The organism is Actinomycetospora cinnamomea, assembly GCF_003096675.1.
In the GTDB taxonomy this organism is placed as follows: Bacteria; Actinomycetota; Actinomycetes; order Mycobacteriales; family Pseudonocardiaceae; genus Actinomycetospora; species Actinomycetospora cinnamomea.
Window position 1 is genome coordinate 138648 of sequence record NZ_QEKW01000010.1, and the last position, 16447, is coordinate 155094.

Here is a 16447-nt window from a genome sequence, read left to right on the forward strand (position 1 = left end):
GTGAGGGCCAGGACGTCCGGTGGCGGTCCGTACGCTGGACGGGTGCTCTCCGCCGTCGGACCGCCGGTCACCGTCCGCGTCCCGGCCAAGATCAACCTGCATCTGGCCGTGGGCGACCCGCGCCCCGACGGCTACCACGACCTCGTCACCGTCTTCCAGGCCCTCAACCTGACCGACGAGGTCACCGTGACGACGGTGGTGCCGGGCGCCATCGCGCCGGGCGTCTCCGTGACCACCGTCGACGGCGTCGCCGGTGACGACGTCCCCACCGACACCAGCAACCTCGCGTGGCGGGCCGTCGAGGCCCTCGCGCGCCACGCCGACCGTGACCCCGACGTCCGCGTCGCGCTCCGCAAGGCGATCCCGGTCGCCGGCGGCATGGCCGGCGGCAGCGCCGACGCCGCGGGCGCGCTGCTGGCGACGGCCTCGCTCTGGCGGCTGGACCTGGGGCGCGAGGCGCTGATGGGCATCGCCGCCGAGGTCGGCTCGGACGTCGCGTTCGCCCTGCACGGCGGCACGGCGCTGGGCACCGGGCGCGGCGAGCGCCTCGTCCCCGTGCTCTCGCGGCACACGTTCCACTGGGTGGTCGCCGTCGCCGACCACGGGCTGTCCACCCCGTCGGTGTTCGCCGAGCTCGACCGCCTGCGCGCCCGCCCCGAGGCGCCCCGGCGGGTGGGCGATGTCGAACCCGTCCTCGAGGCCCTCGCGTCGGGCGAGGCGCGCTCCCTGGCCCTGCTGCTCGGCAACGACCTGCAGGCCGCCGCGGTCAGCCTCGACCCCGGCCTGCGCCGGACCCTGCGCGCCGGGGTCGACGCCGGCGCGCTGGCGGGCGTGGTCTCGGGCTCCGGCCCCACGTGCGTGTTCCTGTGCGACGGCCACGACGCCGCGGTGCGCGTGGCCGCCGAGCTCGCCGGTGTCGGCGTGTGCCGCACCGTGCGCGTCGCCCACGGCCCGGTCCCCGGGGCGCGGGTGGTCGACGGCGAGGGCGGCTCCACCGGCCCTCCCCGCCCCTACGATCCCGGCCCGGGCGCCTACGCCTGACGCAACCCGCTTCCGCAGCGAACGGGTATCTCGCTGCTTCTACGCGCCGAAAGTCCCCGTTCGCGCCTTCCTGGAGACTGGATTCGTGCCCAACCTCGTCAACCTCGAGTCGGTGTCGGTCGGCTTCGGCGGCCCGAAGCCGGTCCTCGACGGCGTGTCCCTCGGCGTCGACACGGGTGACCGCGTCGGCGTCGTAGGGCGCAACGGCGGCGGCAAGTCGACGCTCGTCTCGGTGCTCGCCGGCGCGCTGACCCCGGACGCCGGACGCGTCAGCCCGGTGCGTGGGCTGCGGCTGGCGCTGGTCAGCCAGCAGAGCCGGCCCGTGGGCGCGACGGTCCGCGAGGCGGTGCTCGGCCAAGCGGGATTCAGGGCAGGCCCGGTGCCCGACCACGAGTGGGCCGCCGACCCGCGCAGCCGCGCCGTCGTCGAGGGCCTGCGCCCCGGCGGCGACCGGGGCCTCGACGCGTCGATCGACGGGCTCTCCGGCGGCGAGCGCCAGCGGATCGCCCTGTGCGCCGCCCTCGTCCGCGAGCTCGACCTGCTCGTGCTCGACGAGCCCACCAACCACCTCGACGTCGAGGGCGTGGGGTGGCTGGCAGAGCACCTGCTGGCCCGCCGGACCGCGCTGGTGGTCGTCACCCACGACCGGTGGTTCCTCGACACGGTCGCGTCGCGGACCTGGGAGGTCGTCGACGGGCGCGTCGAGCAGTACGAGGGAGGCTACGGCGATTGGATCTTCGCGCGCGCCGAACGTGCCCGGCTCGCCGACGCCGCGGAACAGCGTCGCCGCAACCTCGCGCGCAAGGAGCTGGCGTGGCTGCGCCGCGGCCCGCAGGCGCGCACGTCGAAGCCGCGCTACCGCGTCGAGGCCGCCGAGGCGCTCATCGCCGACGTGCCCGAGCCGCGTGACTCGGTCGAGCTCGTGACCATGGCCAAGCACCGCCTCGGGCGCACGGTGATCGAGCTCGAGGACGCGACGCTGCGCGTCGGTGACCGCTTGCTGGTCGACCGCCAGACGTGGCGCATCGGGCCGGGCGAGCGCGTCGGCATCGTCGGGGTCAACGGTTCGGGCAAGACGACGCTGCTGCGCGCGGTCGGCGGCGAGCGCCGGCTCGACGGCGGGCGCCGCGTGCAGGGCACGACCGTGCGGATCGCGCAGCTGTCCCAGGATCTGGCGGACCTGCCGATGCACCGCCGGGTGCTGCAGGCGGTCGAGGACGTCGCGGAGCGGGTGACGATCGGGCGCTACGAGCAGACCGCGTCCCAGCTCGCCGAGCGCTTCGGGTTCCCGGCGTCGCGGCAGTGGACGCCGGTCTCCGACCTCTCCGGCGGCGAGCGCCGGCGCCTGCAGCTCGTGCGCCTGCTGATGACCGAGCCGAACGTCCTGCTGCTCGACGAGCCCACGAACGACCTCGACGTCGACACCCTCCAGCAGCTCGAGGACCTCCTCGACGGCTGGCCGGGGACGCTGGTCGTCGTCAGCCACGACCGCTACCTCACCGAGCGCGTCTGCGACCGCGTCGTCGCGCTTCTCGGCGACGGGCGCATCACCGACCTGCCCGGGGGGATCGACGAGTACCTGCGCCGGCGGACGGCGCTCGAGGAGCGCAGCGAGGGCGCCCCTCGCTCCGCTGGGAGCAGCCAGGGCGCCCCTCGCTCCGGCACCTCGACAGAGGCCGGGCGCTCCGAAGCCGAGAAGCGGGCGGCGCGCAAGGAGGTCGCGCGCATCGAGCGGCGCCTGGAGCGGATCGCCACCGAGGAGACGAAGCTCCACGAGCAGCTGGCCGCGGCGGCCACCGAGCCCGACCGCCTCCTCGCCCTCGACGCCGAGCTGCGCGCGCTGGTGAGCGAGCGTGAGCAGCTGGAGGAGGCGTGGCTCGAGGCGAGCGTCGACTGAGACGCCGGGCGAGCGTGTGGAGTTACGGACACTGGGTGTCAGCGATGGCCCACCGCTGACACGGGAACCGGCTCAGTGGAAGCGGTTCTGCGCCGGTTCCAGGCCCTCGGCGGCGAGGGCCTCGACGGCGTCGGCGGCCAGCTCGACGGACACGTCGAGCTCCTTGCGCTCGGTCGACGACCAGCGTTTGAGCACGTAGTCGGCGGGGTCCTGGCGCCCCGGCGGGCGGCCGATGCCGAAGCGCACGCGCAGGTAGTCCTTGGTGCCCAACGACTTGGAGATCGAGCGCAGGCCGTTGTGCCCGCCCTCGCCGCCGCCGCGCTTGAGGCGCACGACGCCGAACTCCAGGTCGAGGTCGTCGTGCACCACGACGACGTCGGTGAGTGCGACGGAGAAGAAGCGGGCGGCGCCGGCGACCGGGCCGCCCGAGAGGTTCATGTAGCCGCGCGGCTTGGCCAGCACGGTCCGGCGGCCGGCGAGGCGGCCCTCGGCGATGTCGGCGCCGGAGCGCTTGTGCGCCGAGAACCGGCTGCCGAGACGTCCGGCGAGGACGTCGACGACGAGGAATCCGACGTTGTGCCGGGTGCCCTCGTAGTCGGGGCCGGGGTTGCCCAGCCCGACGACCAGCAACGGGCCGTCGGGCCGGGCACCGGGGGAGCTCACGACCCGGGGTCAGCTCTCGTCGGAGGACGCGGCGGGGCCCTCGCCGCCCTCGCCGCCCTCGCCGGCGGCGCTCGCGTCGGAGGGCGCGCCGGTCTCGACGGCCTCGGCCTCGGACGCGTCCTCCTCGACGCCGGCGCCCTCGGTGTCGATCTCCTCCTCCATGGCGTCCTCGGTCGGCGCCTCGCCGACGTTGACGACCAGGAGCTCGGGGTCGCTGACCAGCTCGGCGCCGTCCGGGAGGCGGATCTCCCCGGCGAGGAACTGGGTGTTCATCTCGGCGCCCTCGACGACGACGCTGATCTCCTCGGGGATGTTCATCGCGTCGGCCTCGACCGTGAGCGTGTCCTCGTTCTGGAACACCAGCGTGCCGGGGCCGGCCTCGCCCACGACGACGACCGGCACGTCGACCTGGACCTTCTCGCCGCGACGGACCACGAGCAGGTCGACGTGCTCGAGGAAGCCCTTGATCGGGTCGCGGGCGATGCTCTTCGTCAGCGCGAGCTGGGGCTGGCCGCCGAGCCCGGTGACGGTGAGGACCGCGTTGCGGCCGTTCTCGCGCAGCGCCGCGGCGAACTCGACGGTGTCGAACGCGAGGTGCACGGGGTCGGTGCCGTGCCCGTAGAGCACGCCCGGGATCTTGCCGGCGCGGCGGGTGCGGCGGGCGGCGCCCTTGCCGAACTCGGTGCGGGTCTCCGCCTGGATGCGGACCTCGGCCATGGTGGTTCTCCTGCGGTCGTCCTGGTCGGCGCGCCGCGCGCGGCCGGACCCGGGACATCCGGGGAGGCCGCACCGCGTCGATCACGGCCGGTCGGGTGACCCGGCCCTCGCCGAAGTGCGGGGCCCACGATACCGGCCGCCTCCCGCGTGGCCCGCGACCAGGGCCTCGTGCCCGCGCCGCTGGTGGTGCGAGGGCGTCCCTCGCTGCGTGGGAAGCAGCGGGGGCGTCCCTCGCTCCCGCAGCCGCCCGCGCCGCTGGTGGTGCGAGGGCGTCCCTCGCTGCGTGGGAGGCAGCGGGGGCGTCCCTCGCTCCCGCATCCCGCCGCCCGCCCCCCGGGGGATGGTGCTCAGGGCTTCGCGGCGCCGAGGTAGAGGTACGCCATCGCGCCAGGGGCGCGCAGCCGCTCGTGGTCGAGGTCGACGATCGTCAGCCCGGCGTCGCGGACCAGCGTGTCGATCGGGCGCGTGAGGTGGCAGCCCGCGGCCAGGCGCTGCTGGAGGCCGTCGAGGCGGTGCTGCCAGCGGGCGGTGCGCGGGTCGGGGGAGAGGCCGTGCTCGAGGAAGAGGAGCTCGCCGCCCGGTCGCAGGACGCGGCGGGCCTCGCGCAGGGCCCGGTCGACGTCGGGGATCGTGCAGAGGCTGAACGTGCTGACGACGGTGTCGGCGGTGGCGTCGGGCAGGTCGAGGTCCGCGCCATCGAGCCCGACGAACTCGACGGGCACGGGCGCCTGCTCGACGCGGCGGCGGGCCATCCGGCGCGCCACCGCCGAGGGCTCGACCGCGCGCACCGACGTCACCGCCGGGGGGTAGAGCGGCAGCGTCGGCCCGCTGCCGAAGCCCAGCTCGACCACGTCGCCCCGGGCCCGGGCCAGCACCCGCTCGCGCAGGGCGCGGATCTCCGCGGTCCCGAGCGCGACGTCCGTGATCCGCGGGACGACGTGCTCGGCCCACCACCCCATGACGCGCCCCGCGAGCCTCAGGCGTTGCCGTCGAACAGGTTGGTCACCGAGCCGTCCTCGAACACCTCGCGCACCGCGCGGGCGATCACCGGCGCGATCGAGAGCACGGTGAGCGACGGGAAGCGCTTGTTGTCCGGGATCGGCAGGGTGTTGGTGACGATGACCTCGCGGGCGCCGCAGGTCGACAGGCGCTCGACGGCCGGGCCGGAGAGCACGCCGTGGGTGGCGGCGATGACCACGTCCTTCGCGCCGTCGGCGAGCAGCGCCTCGGTGGCCTTGGCGATCGTGCCGCCGGTGTCGATCATGTCGTCGACGAGGATGCAGGTGCGGCCCGTGACCTCGCCGACGACGCGGTTGGCGGCCACCTCGTTGGGGCGCGTCTTGTCGCGGGTCTTGTGGATGAAGGCCAGCGGCACGCCGCCCAGGGTGTCGGCCCACTTCTCGGCGACGCGCACGCGACCGGAGTCCGGGGCGACGACGGCGAGCTCGTAGCCGGAGTAGGTGTCGCGCAGGTGCTCGGCGAGGACCTTGTTGGCCAGCAGGTGGTCGACGGGGCCGTCGAAGAAGCCCTGGATCTGGTCGGTGTGCAGGTCGATCGTCATGATCCGGTGCGCGCCCGCGGTCTTGAGCATGTCCGCGACGAGGCGGGCGGAGATGGGCTCGCGGCCGCGGTGCTTCTTGTCCTGGCGGGCGTACCCGTAGAACGGCACCACGGCGGTGATCCGCTTGGCCGACGCCCGCTTCAGGGCGTCGATCATGATGAGCTGCTCCATGATCCACTGGTTGATCGGCGCGGTGTGGCTCTGGATCACGAAGGCGTCGGAGCCGCGCACCGACTCCTCGAAGCGCACGAAGATCTCCCCGTTGGCGAAGTCGTACGCCGCCTGGGGAGTGATGGTGACGTCGAGCTCCTTGGCGATCTCCTCCGCGAGCTCCGGATGGGCGCGGCCGGAGAAGAGCATGAGGCTCTTCTTGGGCGTCGACGACATGCTCACGGTCACGGGTCCTCCTGCTCGGGACGCTCGGTCCTGGTTCTGTCCCGGCCGTCGCCGGCGGCCTGGACGGCGGCGGCGTCCTCGGCGGCACGCGCGGCCGCCGTGCCCGGGCGCTTGCGTGTCACCCAGCCCTCGAGGTTGCGCTGCGGGCCCGACGACACCGCGAGCGCCCCCGGCGGCACGTCCTCGCGGATGACGGTGCCGGCCCCGGTGTACGCCCCGTCGCCGACCGTGACCGGGGCGACGAAGGTGTTGTCCGAACCGGTGCGGACGTGGGACCCCACGACCGTCCGGTGCTTGGTGACGCCGTCGTAGTTGACGAACACCGACGAGGCGCCGATGTTGCTGCCCTCGCCGATGGTGGCGTCGCCGACGTAGGTGAGGTGCGGCACCTTGCTGCCCTCGCCGATGTGGCTGTTCTTGACCTCGACGAACGTGCCGATCTTGCCGCGGGCGTCGAGCTCGACGCCGGGCCGCAGGTAGGCGAAGGGCCCGACCGAGGTCTCGGGCCCGACGCGCGACGACGACCCGTGCGTGCGCACCACGGCCGCCCGGGCGCCGACGGCGACGTCGGTGAGCGTGGTGTCCGGCCCGATCGTCGCGCCCTCGGCGACGGTGGTGCGCCCGTGCAGCTGCGTGCCCGGGTGCAGCGTCACGTCGCGCTCGAGGCGCACGCCGACGTCGACCCACGTCGTGCGGGGGTCGACCACGGTGACCCCGGCGCGCATCCAGCGCTCCAGCACCCGGCGGTTGAGCTCGGCGCCGAGCTCGGACATCTGCACCCGGTCGTTGACCCCCGAGACCAGCCACGGGTCGGCGGTCTCGACCGCGCCGACGCCGCGCTGCTCGCCGGCGGCGATCGCCACGACGTCGGTGAGGTAGAGCTCGCCCTGGGCGTTGTCGGTGTTCAGCCGGCGCAGGGCCTCGCGGAGGAAGGCGAGGTCGAAGGCGTAGACCCCGGAGTTGACCTCGTTGATGGCCAGCTGCTCCAGCGACGCGTCGCGGTGCTCGACGATCGCGGTGACCTGGTTGGCGTCGTCCCGCACGATGCGGCCGTAGCCCCGCGGGTCGTCCAGCTCGGCGGTCAGCACCGTGACGGCGTAGTCGCCGCTGGCGTGCTCGGCGACCAGGGCGCGCAGGGTGGCGGCGTCGAGGAGCGGCACGTCGCCGTAGGAGACCAGCACGGTGCCCTCGAGCCCGGCGGGCAGGCGCGCGATGCCGCAGGAGACCGCGTGGCCGGTGCCGCGACGGCGGTCCTGGACGGCGGTGAGGACCTCGCGGTCGAGCTCGGCGGCGAGGCCGAGCGTGTGGGTGCCGACCTGCTCGCGCTCGTGGCCGACGACGACCACCAGGTGCTCGGGCGTCGTGCCGGCGGCGGCGTGCACGGCGTGCCCCAGCAGGCTGCGGCCGCCCACCGCGTGCAGGACCTTGGGGGTGGCCGACTGCATGCGGGTGCCCTCGCCCGCGGCGAGGACGACGACGGCGGTCGGGCTCGGCGGCATCGGTCGTTGACTCCCACTCGGGCGCGGGCCGGCCCCGGGTCCGGGGCTCGTCGGGGCCGATCCTACGACCGGCTCCCCGCCGCCCCGGCGGGGTGTGCGGCCGACGCCGGGCACTCCTGCACCCACACGGCGTCGCCGCCGGTCCGCTTGACCGCGTACATCACCGCGTCGGCGCGGGCCAGCGCCTCCTCGGCGCCCTCGCCGCGGCGGGCCCCGACGACACCCACCGACAGCGTCACCGCCCGACCGGCCGCGGTCGGCAGGGCTCCCACCGCCGCGCCCGCCCGCGCGAGCGCCGCGGCCGCGTCGGCCGGCGCGGTGTCGGGCAGGACCACGACGAACTCGTCCCCGCCGTAGCGCGCGACGAGGTCGGGCGCACGCAGCGAGGAGCGCAGGGCGGTCGCGACGCCGCGCAGCACCTCGTCGCCGCGCGCGTGGGAGACCGCGTCGTTGATCTGCTTGAACCGGTCGACGTCGACCATCGCGATCGCCGGACCGGTGCCGGTGCCGGACGTCGCCGCGAGCGCCTCGTCCAGGGCCCGGTCGAGCGCGCGCCGGTTCGGCAGGCCGGTCAGCGGGTCGGCGAGGGCCAGCGCGGCGACCTGGCCGTGCTCGCGGCGGAGGCGTTCGTGGGCGAGGTCGGTGCGCAGCGAGTGCACCCGGGCCCGCTGCAGCGCCCACAGCTCGGCCTCGAGCTGCGCGGTGTAGTCGTCGGCCGCGGCGCGGGCACGGCGGGCGGGCAGGTCCCGGGTGGGCGCGAGCAGCATCCGCAGGCGGGCGAGCTCGCGGCAGAGCGCCAGCACGAGGCCCGCCTCACCGCGCGGCGTGCACGCCCGCAGCTTCTCGAGCAGGGACACCGCGTGCGCCACCTCGCCGGCGCGCTCGAGGGCCCGGGCGCGCGCGATCTGGGTGAGCAGGCGGTCGTGCTGGGAGGGCACGGTGCGTTCGCGGGCGAGGGCGGCGGCGTCCTGGCGGGCGACGTGGCGCGCGACGGTGGTCGTGGCGGGAGCGTGGTCACGGGCCAGCACGGTCGCGGCGCGCAGCAGCGGGCGCTGCTCGGGCGCGGCGTGGGGGCGCAGCTCGGCGGCGACGGCCGCGCCCGCGCGCATCCGCTCGCCGCCGGGCCGCCCGCCCCGCTCGAGGCACAGGCCCCACGAGACCCGCAGGCGCACGCGCTCGTAGCCCGCCCCGCCGACCTGGTCGAGCAGGGTCTCGGCGATGTCGTGCACGCCCAGCGACACCAGGGTGCTCGCGGCCAGCGTCCGCGAGCAGGCCACGTTGTGGTGGTGCTCGACCGCGGACGCGGCGTGGTCGACGAGCACCGGGTCCTCGAGGTGGGCCAGGGCGGTCGACACCGCCGCCAGCGCACCCTGGTCGTCGTCGTCGAGCAGGGCCCGCCGGGCGCGCAGCATCTGGGCGTCGGCGCCGAAGAGGGACAGCCCGTGCTCGGCGACGAGGGCGAGCAGGCGGTCGAGCTGCTCGTCGATGACGGCGGTCCCCGTGACGGGGTCGGCCGGGTCGGTGCCGACGGGGTCCGCGGCGACCGCGAGCCGCGCGACGAGACCCAGGCGCAGCAGCAGGGCGCGCAGGCCCGGGTCCCGGTGGCGCACGGCGTCGCCCAGCGCGTCGAGCTCGGCCAACGCGCCCGCCGGGTCGGGCGACGGCACCCGCGAGGCGACGAGGACGGCCCGGCGGGCGCGCTGCAGGAGCTCGGCGCGCCCGGCCCGGTTCGGGGCGGGCGCGGGTGCGCTCGCGCGTGGACGTGCCGGCGCGCTCGTCGTGCGTCCCGGGAGCATCGCCACCTCCGGCCTGCCGCCGGACCCCCGAAGGGACGTCCGGGTTCGGACGATCGGGCGGTCCGCGTCGCCGTGTCGCGGCGTGCGGCCACCGTCCGTGCCCACTCTGCTACGCCCCGGGGAGGGGCCTCGACCCACCCCGCCCATCGGGCATCCTCGGGACCCATGCCGCGCTCGACCACGGACCGTCTCCGGTCGCTCGCCGACCGTCACGCTCCCCTCGTCCGGCCCGAGCGGCGCGGCGCGGCCGGGGGACTGGCCGTCCTCGCCGCGAGCGTCACCGCCGTCCTCGCCTGGCGCTACGCCGGCGACACCGGCGCCGGGCGCACCGACCGCTCGCTGGCCGGGCTGGTGGACATGCAGGACGGCCTCGCGCGCCTGGTCGGGCAGGCGTTCGCGGCGATCGGCGGGCCCGTCCCGGTGGCGCTGGCGCTGCTGCTGCTGGCCCCGCTCGCGTGGGCCCTGCGCGGCCCGCGGGGCCTGGCCCTCGTCGTCGTCGGCCCGCCCACGGCGATGGTGACGACCTCGCTGGTGCTCAAGCCGCTCGTGGTGCGCACCCGCGGCGAGACGCTGGCGTTCCCGAGTGGGCACACCACGTCGGTCGCCTCCCTCGCGACGGCGTGCGCGGTGCTGCTCCTGGGCCTGGTCGCCGTGCCGCGCGTGCTGCGGCTGCTGGCCGTGGCCGGGCTCGCCGCGGTGGTGGTCGTCGTGGGCGCGTCGCTGGTGGGCCGCGGCTACCACTACCCCACCGACACGCTCGGGGCCGTCGGGGTCGCGGTGGCCGTCGTGCTGGTGGCGGCCCTCGTCGTCGACGCCTGGGCGGACCTCGTCGCCGACCCCGGGCCCGATCCGCGCCTCCTCGATCCCGGCGCCGGCCCCGCCGACCCGCGGGAGCGGCCCACGGACGTGCTGCCGCGCGTGCCCGGGTGTCAGCCGCGCGCCCGGGCCAGCTCGCGGGCCTCCTCGTCGGAGGCGGCCGCGGGGTCGGAACCGGGCAGCGGCTGACCCGCGGTCTCGCGCAGGTACCGCACCGCGACGAGGCCGACGACGGCCGCGAGCATCAGGTAGACCGCCGGCATGACCAGCACGCCGGTCAGCGCGATGAGTCCCTCGACGATGACCGACGTGGTGCCGCCGAACACCGAGACCGCGATGTTGAAGGTGATCGCGAGCGAGCCGTAGCGCACGCCGGTGCTGAACAGCGAGGGCAGCGTCGAGGGCATGGTCGCGTTGAAGCAGACCATGGTGAGGCCGAGCAGGAACAGGCCCGCGAGGACGCCCGGGATGGACCCGGTGCGCATGAGCAGGAAGGCCGGCAGGGCGAGCAGCAGGAGCATGACGCAGCCGGTGACGATGATCGGTCTGCGGCCGACCCGGTCCGAGAGCCTGCCGAGCACGGGCACGACCGCCAGGAGCGCGGCGAGCAGGACGATCTGGAGGACGTGCGAGGTCGTCGTCGTCAGCGTCGGCGCCCCGTACTGCCCGAGGGTCTCGGTGAGGTAGGTGGGCACGACGGTGGTCAGCGTGTAGTTGGTGACGTTGAAGACGATCACCAGGCCGCCGCAGACCAGCACCGGGCGCCACCCGTGGCGGGCCGCGGCGCGGAAGAAGGCGCGGAAGCCCTGCTGGCCCTGCTCCTCCGAGGAGGAGGAGAGCTGGCTGAACGCCGGGGTCTCCTCGAGGCGGTAGCGCAGGTAGAGCCCGATCATGCCCATCGGCAGGGCGATGAGGAACGGGATGCGCCAGCCCCAGCTCAGGAGCTCGGGGGAGTCCTCGCCGAGCACGGCCTGGAGCACGGTGACGACGGCGGCCCCGAGCAGGTAGCCGGTGATCGTGCCGAACTCCAGGAAGCTCGCCAGGAATCCGCGGCGGCGGTCGGGCGCGTACTCGGCGACGAACGTCATCGCCCCGGCGTACTCGCCGCCGGTGGAGAAACCCTGCAGCAGGCGGCACACGAGCAGCAGGATCGGCGCCGCCAGCCCGATGGAGGCGTAGGTGGGCAGCACGCCGATCCCGAAGGTGGCGACCGCCATCAGCAGCATGGTGGTGGCGAGGGTCTTGGTGCGGCCGATGCGGTCGGCCAGGGGCCCGAAGAACAGCCCGCCGAAGGGCCGCGCGACGAACGACGCGGCGAACAGCGCGGCCGTGATGACGGGTCCGCCGGCGGTGCCCGGCGGCAGGAACACCATCTGGATCGTCGTCTCCAGATAGGCGTAGACGCCGAAGTCGTACCACTCGGTCACGTTGCCGATCCCCGACGCGGTCACGGCGCGCCGCACCAGGCCCGGCGGCGTGACGGTGACCCCGTCGACGGAGTGCGGCCCCTCGGAGTCGGGACCGTCGGAGCTTGCCATGGCCGTGGCTTTACCCGGACCTCACGCCGGACACTCCTGCGGCCGTCGGCGGATCAGCGCCCCCGCAGCTTCGCCCGCATGCGCGAGAGGAAGGGGACGGGGTCGGCCGCCGAGAACGTCGCGAAGACGTGGGACCCGCGGTACGGCGCCGCGCCCGTCCGCGCGGTCGTGCCTCCCTGCCGCCAGCGCGCCGCGACGGCCGCGGGGTCGCGGGCCTCGTCGATCCAGTAGACGCCCTCGGGGTAGGTGACGGGCCGCGGGAGCTCGCCGTCCACGAGGTGCCGGTAGGTCAGCAGGGGGAAGTCGACCCCGCAGTGGACCGCCAGCTGCCCCGACATGTTCGGCCGGCCGTTGACCTCCATGAGGCGGTACCGGCCGTCGCGCTGGTCCTGCTTGAACTCGACGTTGGCGAAGCCCTCGATGCCCATCCCGCGCACGATGGCGCGCCCGGGCTCGACGACCTCGGGCACGCTCGCGGTGACGACGGCGCAGGGATAGCCGAAGTCCGCCGGCGCGAGCCGCAGCTTGCGCGACGTGAACTCGACGAGCGGTTCCCCGTCGACCATGTACACGTTGTAGTTGACGCCCGCGGTCTCGGGGCCGGGCACCAGCTCCTGGATCAGCATCCCGAGGCCCAGCGCGTCCGCCTCGCGCCAGGCGGCGCGGAGCTGGTCGGCGTCGTCGGCCCGCTTCATCTTGACGCCGAAGGCGCGGTGGTAGCGGTAGCTCTCGCGCGGCTTGACCAGGCAGGGGAAGCCGATGCGCCGGATGCACTCGTCCAGCTCCGCCTCCGACGTCGGCGAGGCCGTGCCCGGCGCGTCGACGCCCGCGGCGGCCGCGACCTGGCTCGTCAGGCTCTTGTCCAGGAACGTCCGCGCGACGTCGTCGGCGGAACAGGCCACGAGGTGGTGGCGCGCGAGGTCGTCGCGGTACAGCGCCACGGCCTCGAGGGCCTCGTCGGTGGTGGGGAACACCACCCCCGGCCCGTCCGTGGCGGCGAGCCGGACGAGCACGTCGACGTAGTCGCGCGCGTGGGCCGAGGGGTCGGGCGCGGTCACCGTGCGGCTGACCGCGGTGGAGCGCCGGGCGTGCTCGGTCGGCGTGGTCGTGACGACGACCACCGGGATGCCGGCCCGGCCGAGCGAGCGGACCACGGCCAGGCCGGCCTCGTGGCCGCCGAGGACGTAGGCCGGGACCGGGGTGCCGCGCAGCCGGGCCGCGAGGACGTCCCCTGCTCCACCCCCGCCCTTCGCCGTGACGGGGACGGAGCAGCTGGCTTGACCCTGAGAGATCGCCACGTGGCAGAGAGTAGCGCCGGTGCAATCCACTGCTCCGTCAGGGTGCCGCGGGTGCGGCGGAGCGCCTAGGCGAACCGGTCTAGCGGCGGACGTGACCGTCGCGGCGGAGCCGGATCACCACCGCGACCAGGACGAGGGCGACGAGCGCCACGGCCAGCCAGACGATCGGCGTCGACGAGGTGTCGCTCGCCGGCGACGGCCCGGTCTCCAGCTCCCCGGCGGGGATGTTCGACGTGGCGCGCCCGCCCACCGAGGCGGCCGTCGGCCCGACGCGGAGGTCGTCGAGGTAGACCGTCCCCGTCTCGTCGATGGAGGTGGAGCGGTAGTAGCCGACCTTCAGGTAGTTGCCCTCGTCGAGCAGGGTCCCGCTCTCCGGGCGGAACTCCTGGAGCACGTGCTCCCCCGCGTTCCAGACGTCGACGACACCCTCGTCCGGGTCCTCGGAGAACCTGATCCGCAGGACGAGGTCGATCGGCGCGCCCGGGCGGGCCGGCCCGAGGTCCTGGTAGGCCCGGCCCTCCTCGGAGAGCACGAGGCGCCCGTCGCGCACCTCCACGGCGATCGGGGGCGAGCCCTCGTCGGAGAACTGGTGCCACTGCAGGAGGATCTGCCAGCCGTCGGCGTCCACGGGGAAGTCGGGCGCGAGGTAGCCGCTGTAGGCGTAGTACTGCAGATCGCCCTCGCGCTGGTACGGGATGCGGGGGAGGAGCTCGCTGCGCTGCTCGCCCCCCTCGAGCGTGAAGCGCAGGGCCTGCCGGCCGGGCATGTCCGGCGCGGCCACCTGCTCGGGCGCGCCGTCCTGCTCGTTGTAGTCGTTGCGCTCGAACTCGCCGAGCAGGTCGCCCTGGGCGGGGAGCGAGAAGATGGGGGCGTTCGCGTCGGCCAGCGCGGCGGGTGCGGTCAGCACCGGGAGCGCCGCGAGGAGACACGCCACCGCGGCGACGACGATCGCCGCGACGCGGGGACGTCGGCGCGATCGGTCCACGGAGGGCCGGGCAGGGAGCATGCCTCCGAGGTTACCGATCTCCGCGTCGGCTCCCCGTGGAGTCCGGCGGGACCGGTGGTCCTGCTCCGCCGCCTGGATTCGAACCAGGATCATCGGAACCAAAATCCGAGGTGTTGCCCTTACACCACGGCGGATCGCCGCTCGCGCGGTCGTCGACATCGTCCCATGCAGGGCCCGCGAGCAGCCCGGCGACCAGCAGGACCCCACCGGGGCCCCGCTCGTGCGGCCCCCGGTCCGGGCCGTGGCGCACGGTGGTCGACGGCGCGTCCTGGGCGGTGGCGGCGGCGCCGCTGCTCCCGATGGTGGGCGACGCCACCCCGCCCGGGCCCGCGACGGCGTGACTCACCGTCACCGGCACGGGCATCCCGAGGATGTCGGACGGTCCCGGGCCCCCCGTTCAGCCGCTCGGGGCGTGACCGGCACGATCGACGGTCGTTGGCGGATGTGTGCGCTGACGTGCGGACGACCACGGGTCGACGGGGGCGCGGCGGGGTCCGGGCCGAAACCGTCCCGGTCGCGGCGCAACCTCACCGTGACCGGAGCGTCCATACCTCTAGCGGGAGAATGTGCATGGCCGACGAGGTGGGACACGGGGTGGGGCTCTCCCCACCGGACACCCACGACGGGGGCGACGCGATGAACGGACAGGTCGGGACCGAGAAGCAGGTCGACGCGGCGTCGGAGGCGCTCGTGGGACCGGCCGTGCCCGAGCCCGGGTTGTTCGTCGAGCCCGCCCCCACGGCCCCGGGCTTCGTCCGCATCTGGGAGGACGAGGGCCCGGGACAGCCGGGCAGCGTGGCCGTCGCCGCGAGCTGGCAGCGCAAGTTCGCGCTCGCCGTGGCCGTCTCCGACCTCGCCACCCTCGCGGTCTGCATCCTGCTCGGCGCGCTGATCGGCTTCGGCTCGGGCACCGGCCCGCAGGCCTCCGACCCCTGGAAGCTCGCCGGCGCCGTCGCGGTGATCGTGCCGCTCGCGATCGTCGCCTGCCGGGCCTGGGACCCGCGCACGCTGGGCCAGGGCGCGGAGGAGTGGAGCCGCCTCATCCGGGCGTTCGTCTCCGCCGCCATCGTGCTCGGGCTGGCCGGGCTGGCGATGGAGCGCCTCGGCGTCCGGCCCTGGGTGTTCGGGGTGCTGCCCGTCGCCGGCCTCGGGGCCATGGCCGGGCGCTACCTGCTGCGCCGCTGGCTGCACCAGGCCCGCAAGCGCGGGCGCGGGATGCTGCCGGTCCTCGCCGTCGGCACCGAGCAGGCGGTGCGCGACCTCATCGAGCGCACCCGGCGCGTGCCGCACATGGGCTGGGTCGTCGTCGCGGTCTGCACGCCGACCGGCCTCGGCGAGGAGGGCCAGGGCCACGTGGCCGGCGTGCCCGTCATCGGCGACCTGGACGACCTGTCGACCAGCGTGGGCAGCGGGCGCTTCGGCGTCGTCGCCGTCGCCCCGACCCCGGGCTGGAGCCCGAAGCGCCTGCACCGGCTCGCCTGGGACCTCGAGGGGACGGGCTCCGAGCTGGTCGTCGACCCGGGTCTCATGGAGGTCGCGGGCCCCCGCCTGCACGTGGCGCCGGTCGACGGCCTGCCGCTGCTGCGCCTCACCGAGCCGCGCCTCTCGGGCGTCCCCCGGGTGTTCAAGCTGATGTTCGACCGCGTGACGACGGCCGCGATCCTGCTCCTGCTGCTGCCGGTGTTCGCCGTGATCGCGATCGTGGTCAAGCTCGACGGCGGGCCGGTGTTCTACCGCCAGACCCGCGTCGGACAGCGCGGCAAGACGTTCAAGATGATCAAGTTCCGGTCGATGGTGCCGGACGCGGACAAGCTGCGCGACGACCTCGTGGCCGGCGGCAACGACGGCTCCGGGCCCCTGTTCAAGCTGCGCCGCGACCCGCGCGTCACCCGGATCGGGCAGCTGCTGCGGCGCTACTCGCTCGACGAGCTGCCCCAGCTGCTCAACGTCCTCGGCGGCTCGATGTCGCTGGTGGGGCCCCGCCCGCCGCTGCCCAGCGAGATCGACGCCTACACCGACGCCGCCAAGCGCAAGTTCCTCGTGCGCCCGGGCATGACCGGGCTGTGGCAGGTCAGCGGGCGCTCCGACCTCTCGTGGGAGGAGTCGGTGCGACTCGACCTGCGCTACGTCGAGAACTGGTCGCCGGCGATGGACCTCGTGATCATGTGGAAGACCGTCTCCGCGGTGTTCCGCGGCGACGGCGCCTACTGAGACGGACA

At 75.1% G+C, this 16447-nt stretch carries 13 protein-coding genes and 1 tRNA gene; 4 read left to right on the forward strand and 10 right to left on the reverse strand.

Annotated elements, in window-relative coordinates; all coding sequences use genetic code 11:
* The first annotated feature begins 42 nt into the window (after positions 1 to 42).
* Complete coding sequence (locus C8D89_RS18760) at positions 43 to 1041, forward strand: 4-(cytidine 5'-diphospho)-2-C-methyl-D-erythritol kinase (protein WP_116709643.1); 999 nt, start codon at positions 43 to 45, stop codon at positions 1039 to 1041.
* An 85-nt stretch (positions 1042 to 1126) separates the two neighbouring features.
* Positions 1127 to 2938: an ABC-F family ATP-binding cassette domain-containing protein gene (locus C8D89_RS18765; RefSeq protein ID WP_116709644.1), complete on the forward strand. Its 1812-nt coding sequence runs from the start codon at positions 1127 to 1129 to the stop codon at positions 2936 to 2938.
* Positions 2939 to 3010: 72 nt separating this feature from the next.
* Here the strand turns inward: C8D89_RS18765 and pth are convergent, their stop codons facing one another.
* From pth to C8D89_RS30800, 6 genes are all read right to left on the reverse strand, one after another.
* Positions 3011 to 3601 carry an aminoacyl-tRNA hydrolase gene (gene pth / locus C8D89_RS18770; protein WP_243418230.1) on the reverse strand — a complete coding sequence of 197 codons (591 nt, stop codon included), beginning with the start codon at positions 3599 to 3601 and terminating at the stop codon, positions 3011 to 3013.
* 9 nt (positions 3602 to 3610) lie between these two features.
* On the reverse strand, positions 3611 to 4318 hold the full coding sequence (locus C8D89_RS18775; RefSeq protein ID WP_116709645.1) for a 50S ribosomal protein L25/general stress protein Ctc: 708 nt from the start codon (positions 4316 to 4318) through the stop codon (positions 3611 to 3613).
* 347 nt (positions 4319 to 4665) lie between these two features.
* Entirely contained in the window at positions 4666 to 5277 is a 612-nt protein-coding gene (locus C8D89_RS18780) for a class I SAM-dependent methyltransferase (RefSeq protein ID WP_116709646.1), read from the reverse strand.
* Between the two features lie 17 nt (positions 5278 to 5294).
* Entirely contained in the window at positions 5295 to 6266 is a 972-nt protein-coding gene (locus C8D89_RS18785; RefSeq protein WP_207787308.1) for a ribose-phosphate diphosphokinase, read from the reverse strand.
* An 8-nt stretch (positions 6267 to 6274) separates the two neighbouring features.
* The gene (gene glmU / locus C8D89_RS18790) at positions 6275 to 7774 is read right to left on the reverse strand and encodes a bifunctional UDP-N-acetylglucosamine diphosphorylase/glucosamine-1-phosphate N-acetyltransferase GlmU (RefSeq protein WP_116709648.1); all 1500 of its coding nucleotides are present in this window, start codon (positions 7772 to 7774) and stop codon (positions 6275 to 6277) included.
* A gap of 62 nt (positions 7775 to 7836) precedes the next feature.
* Positions 7837 to 9570, reverse strand: coding sequence for a GGDEF domain-containing protein (locus C8D89_RS30800; protein ID WP_165825793.1), 1734 nt, complete (start codon positions 9568 to 9570; stop codon positions 7837 to 7839).
* Between the two features lie 165 nt (positions 9571 to 9735).
* Here C8D89_RS30800 and C8D89_RS18800 point away from each other — a divergent pair, with 165 nt between their 5' ends.
* On the forward strand, positions 9736 to 10575 hold the full coding sequence (locus C8D89_RS18800; protein ID WP_116709650.1) for a phosphatase PAP2 family protein: 840 nt from the start codon (positions 9736 to 9738) through the stop codon (positions 10573 to 10575).
* Here the strand turns inward: C8D89_RS18800 and C8D89_RS18805 are convergent.
* From C8D89_RS18805 to C8D89_RS18820, 4 genes are all read right to left on the reverse strand, one after another.
* Complete coding sequence (locus C8D89_RS18805) at positions 10500 to 11924, reverse strand: MFS transporter (protein WP_116709651.1); 1425 nt, start codon at positions 11922 to 11924, stop codon at positions 10500 to 10502. The two genes, C8D89_RS18800 and C8D89_RS18805, sit on opposite strands and share 76 nt — an antisense overlap.
* Before the next feature lie 53 nt (positions 11925 to 11977).
* A complete protein-coding gene (locus C8D89_RS18810) occupies positions 11978 to 13222 on the reverse strand; it encodes a carboxylate--amine ligase (protein ID WP_116709652.1) in 1245 nt (414 codons plus the stop codon).
* A gap of 79 nt (positions 13223 to 13301) precedes the next feature.
* Positions 13302 to 14228: a polysaccharide lyase family 20 protein gene (locus C8D89_RS18815; RefSeq protein ID WP_165825794.1), complete on the reverse strand. Its 927-nt coding sequence runs from the start codon at positions 14226 to 14228 to the stop codon at positions 13302 to 13304.
* Positions 14229 to 14291: 63 nt separating this feature from the next.
* Positions 14292 to 14362, reverse strand: a tRNA-Gln gene (locus C8D89_RS18820).
* A 436-nt stretch (positions 14363 to 14798) separates the two neighbouring features.
* On the opposite strand from C8D89_RS18820, the gene C8D89_RS18825 reads away from it, so the two are divergent.
* On the forward strand, positions 14799 to 16439 hold the full coding sequence (locus tag C8D89_RS18825; RefSeq protein WP_243418231.1) for a sugar transferase: 1641 nt from the start codon (positions 14799 to 14801) through the stop codon (positions 16437 to 16439).
* The last annotated feature ends 8 nt before the right edge of the window (positions 16440 to 16447 follow it).

Coding starts and splice junctions, on each gene's coding strand:
- C8D89_RS18775 (WP_116709645.1), bottom strand. CDS start 4,318: ATGGCCGAGGTCCGCATCCAGGCGGAGACCCGCACCGAGTTCGGCAAG.
- C8D89_RS18780 (WP_116709646.1), bottom strand. CDS start 5,277: ATGGGGTGGTGGGCCGAGCACGTCGTCCCGCGGATCACGGACGTCGCG.
- C8D89_RS18785 (WP_207787308.1), bottom strand. CDS start 6,266: ATGTCGTCGACGCCCAAGAAGAGCCTCATGCTCTTCTCCGGCCGCGCC.
- glmU (WP_116709648.1), bottom strand. CDS start 7,774: ATGCCGCCGAGCCCGACCGCCGTCGTCGTCCTCGCCGCGGGCGAGGGC.
- C8D89_RS30800 (WP_165825793.1), bottom strand. CDS start 9,570: ATGCTCCCGGGACGCACGACGAGCGCGCCGGCACGTCCACGCGCGAGC.
- C8D89_RS18800 (WP_116709650.1), top strand. CDS start 9,736: ATGCCGCGCTCGACCACGGACCGTCTCCGGTCGCTCGCCGACCGTCAC.
- C8D89_RS18805 (WP_116709651.1), bottom strand. CDS start 11,924: ATGGCAAGCTCCGACGGTCCCGACTCCGAGGGGCCGCACTCCGTCGAC.
- C8D89_RS18815 (WP_165825794.1), bottom strand. CDS start 14,228: ATGCTCCCTGCCCGGCCCTCCGTGGACCGATCGCGCCGACGTCCCCGC.
- C8D89_RS18825 (WP_243418231.1), top strand. CDS start 14,799: ATGGCCGACGAGGTGGGACACGGGGTGGGGCTCTCCCCACCGGACACC.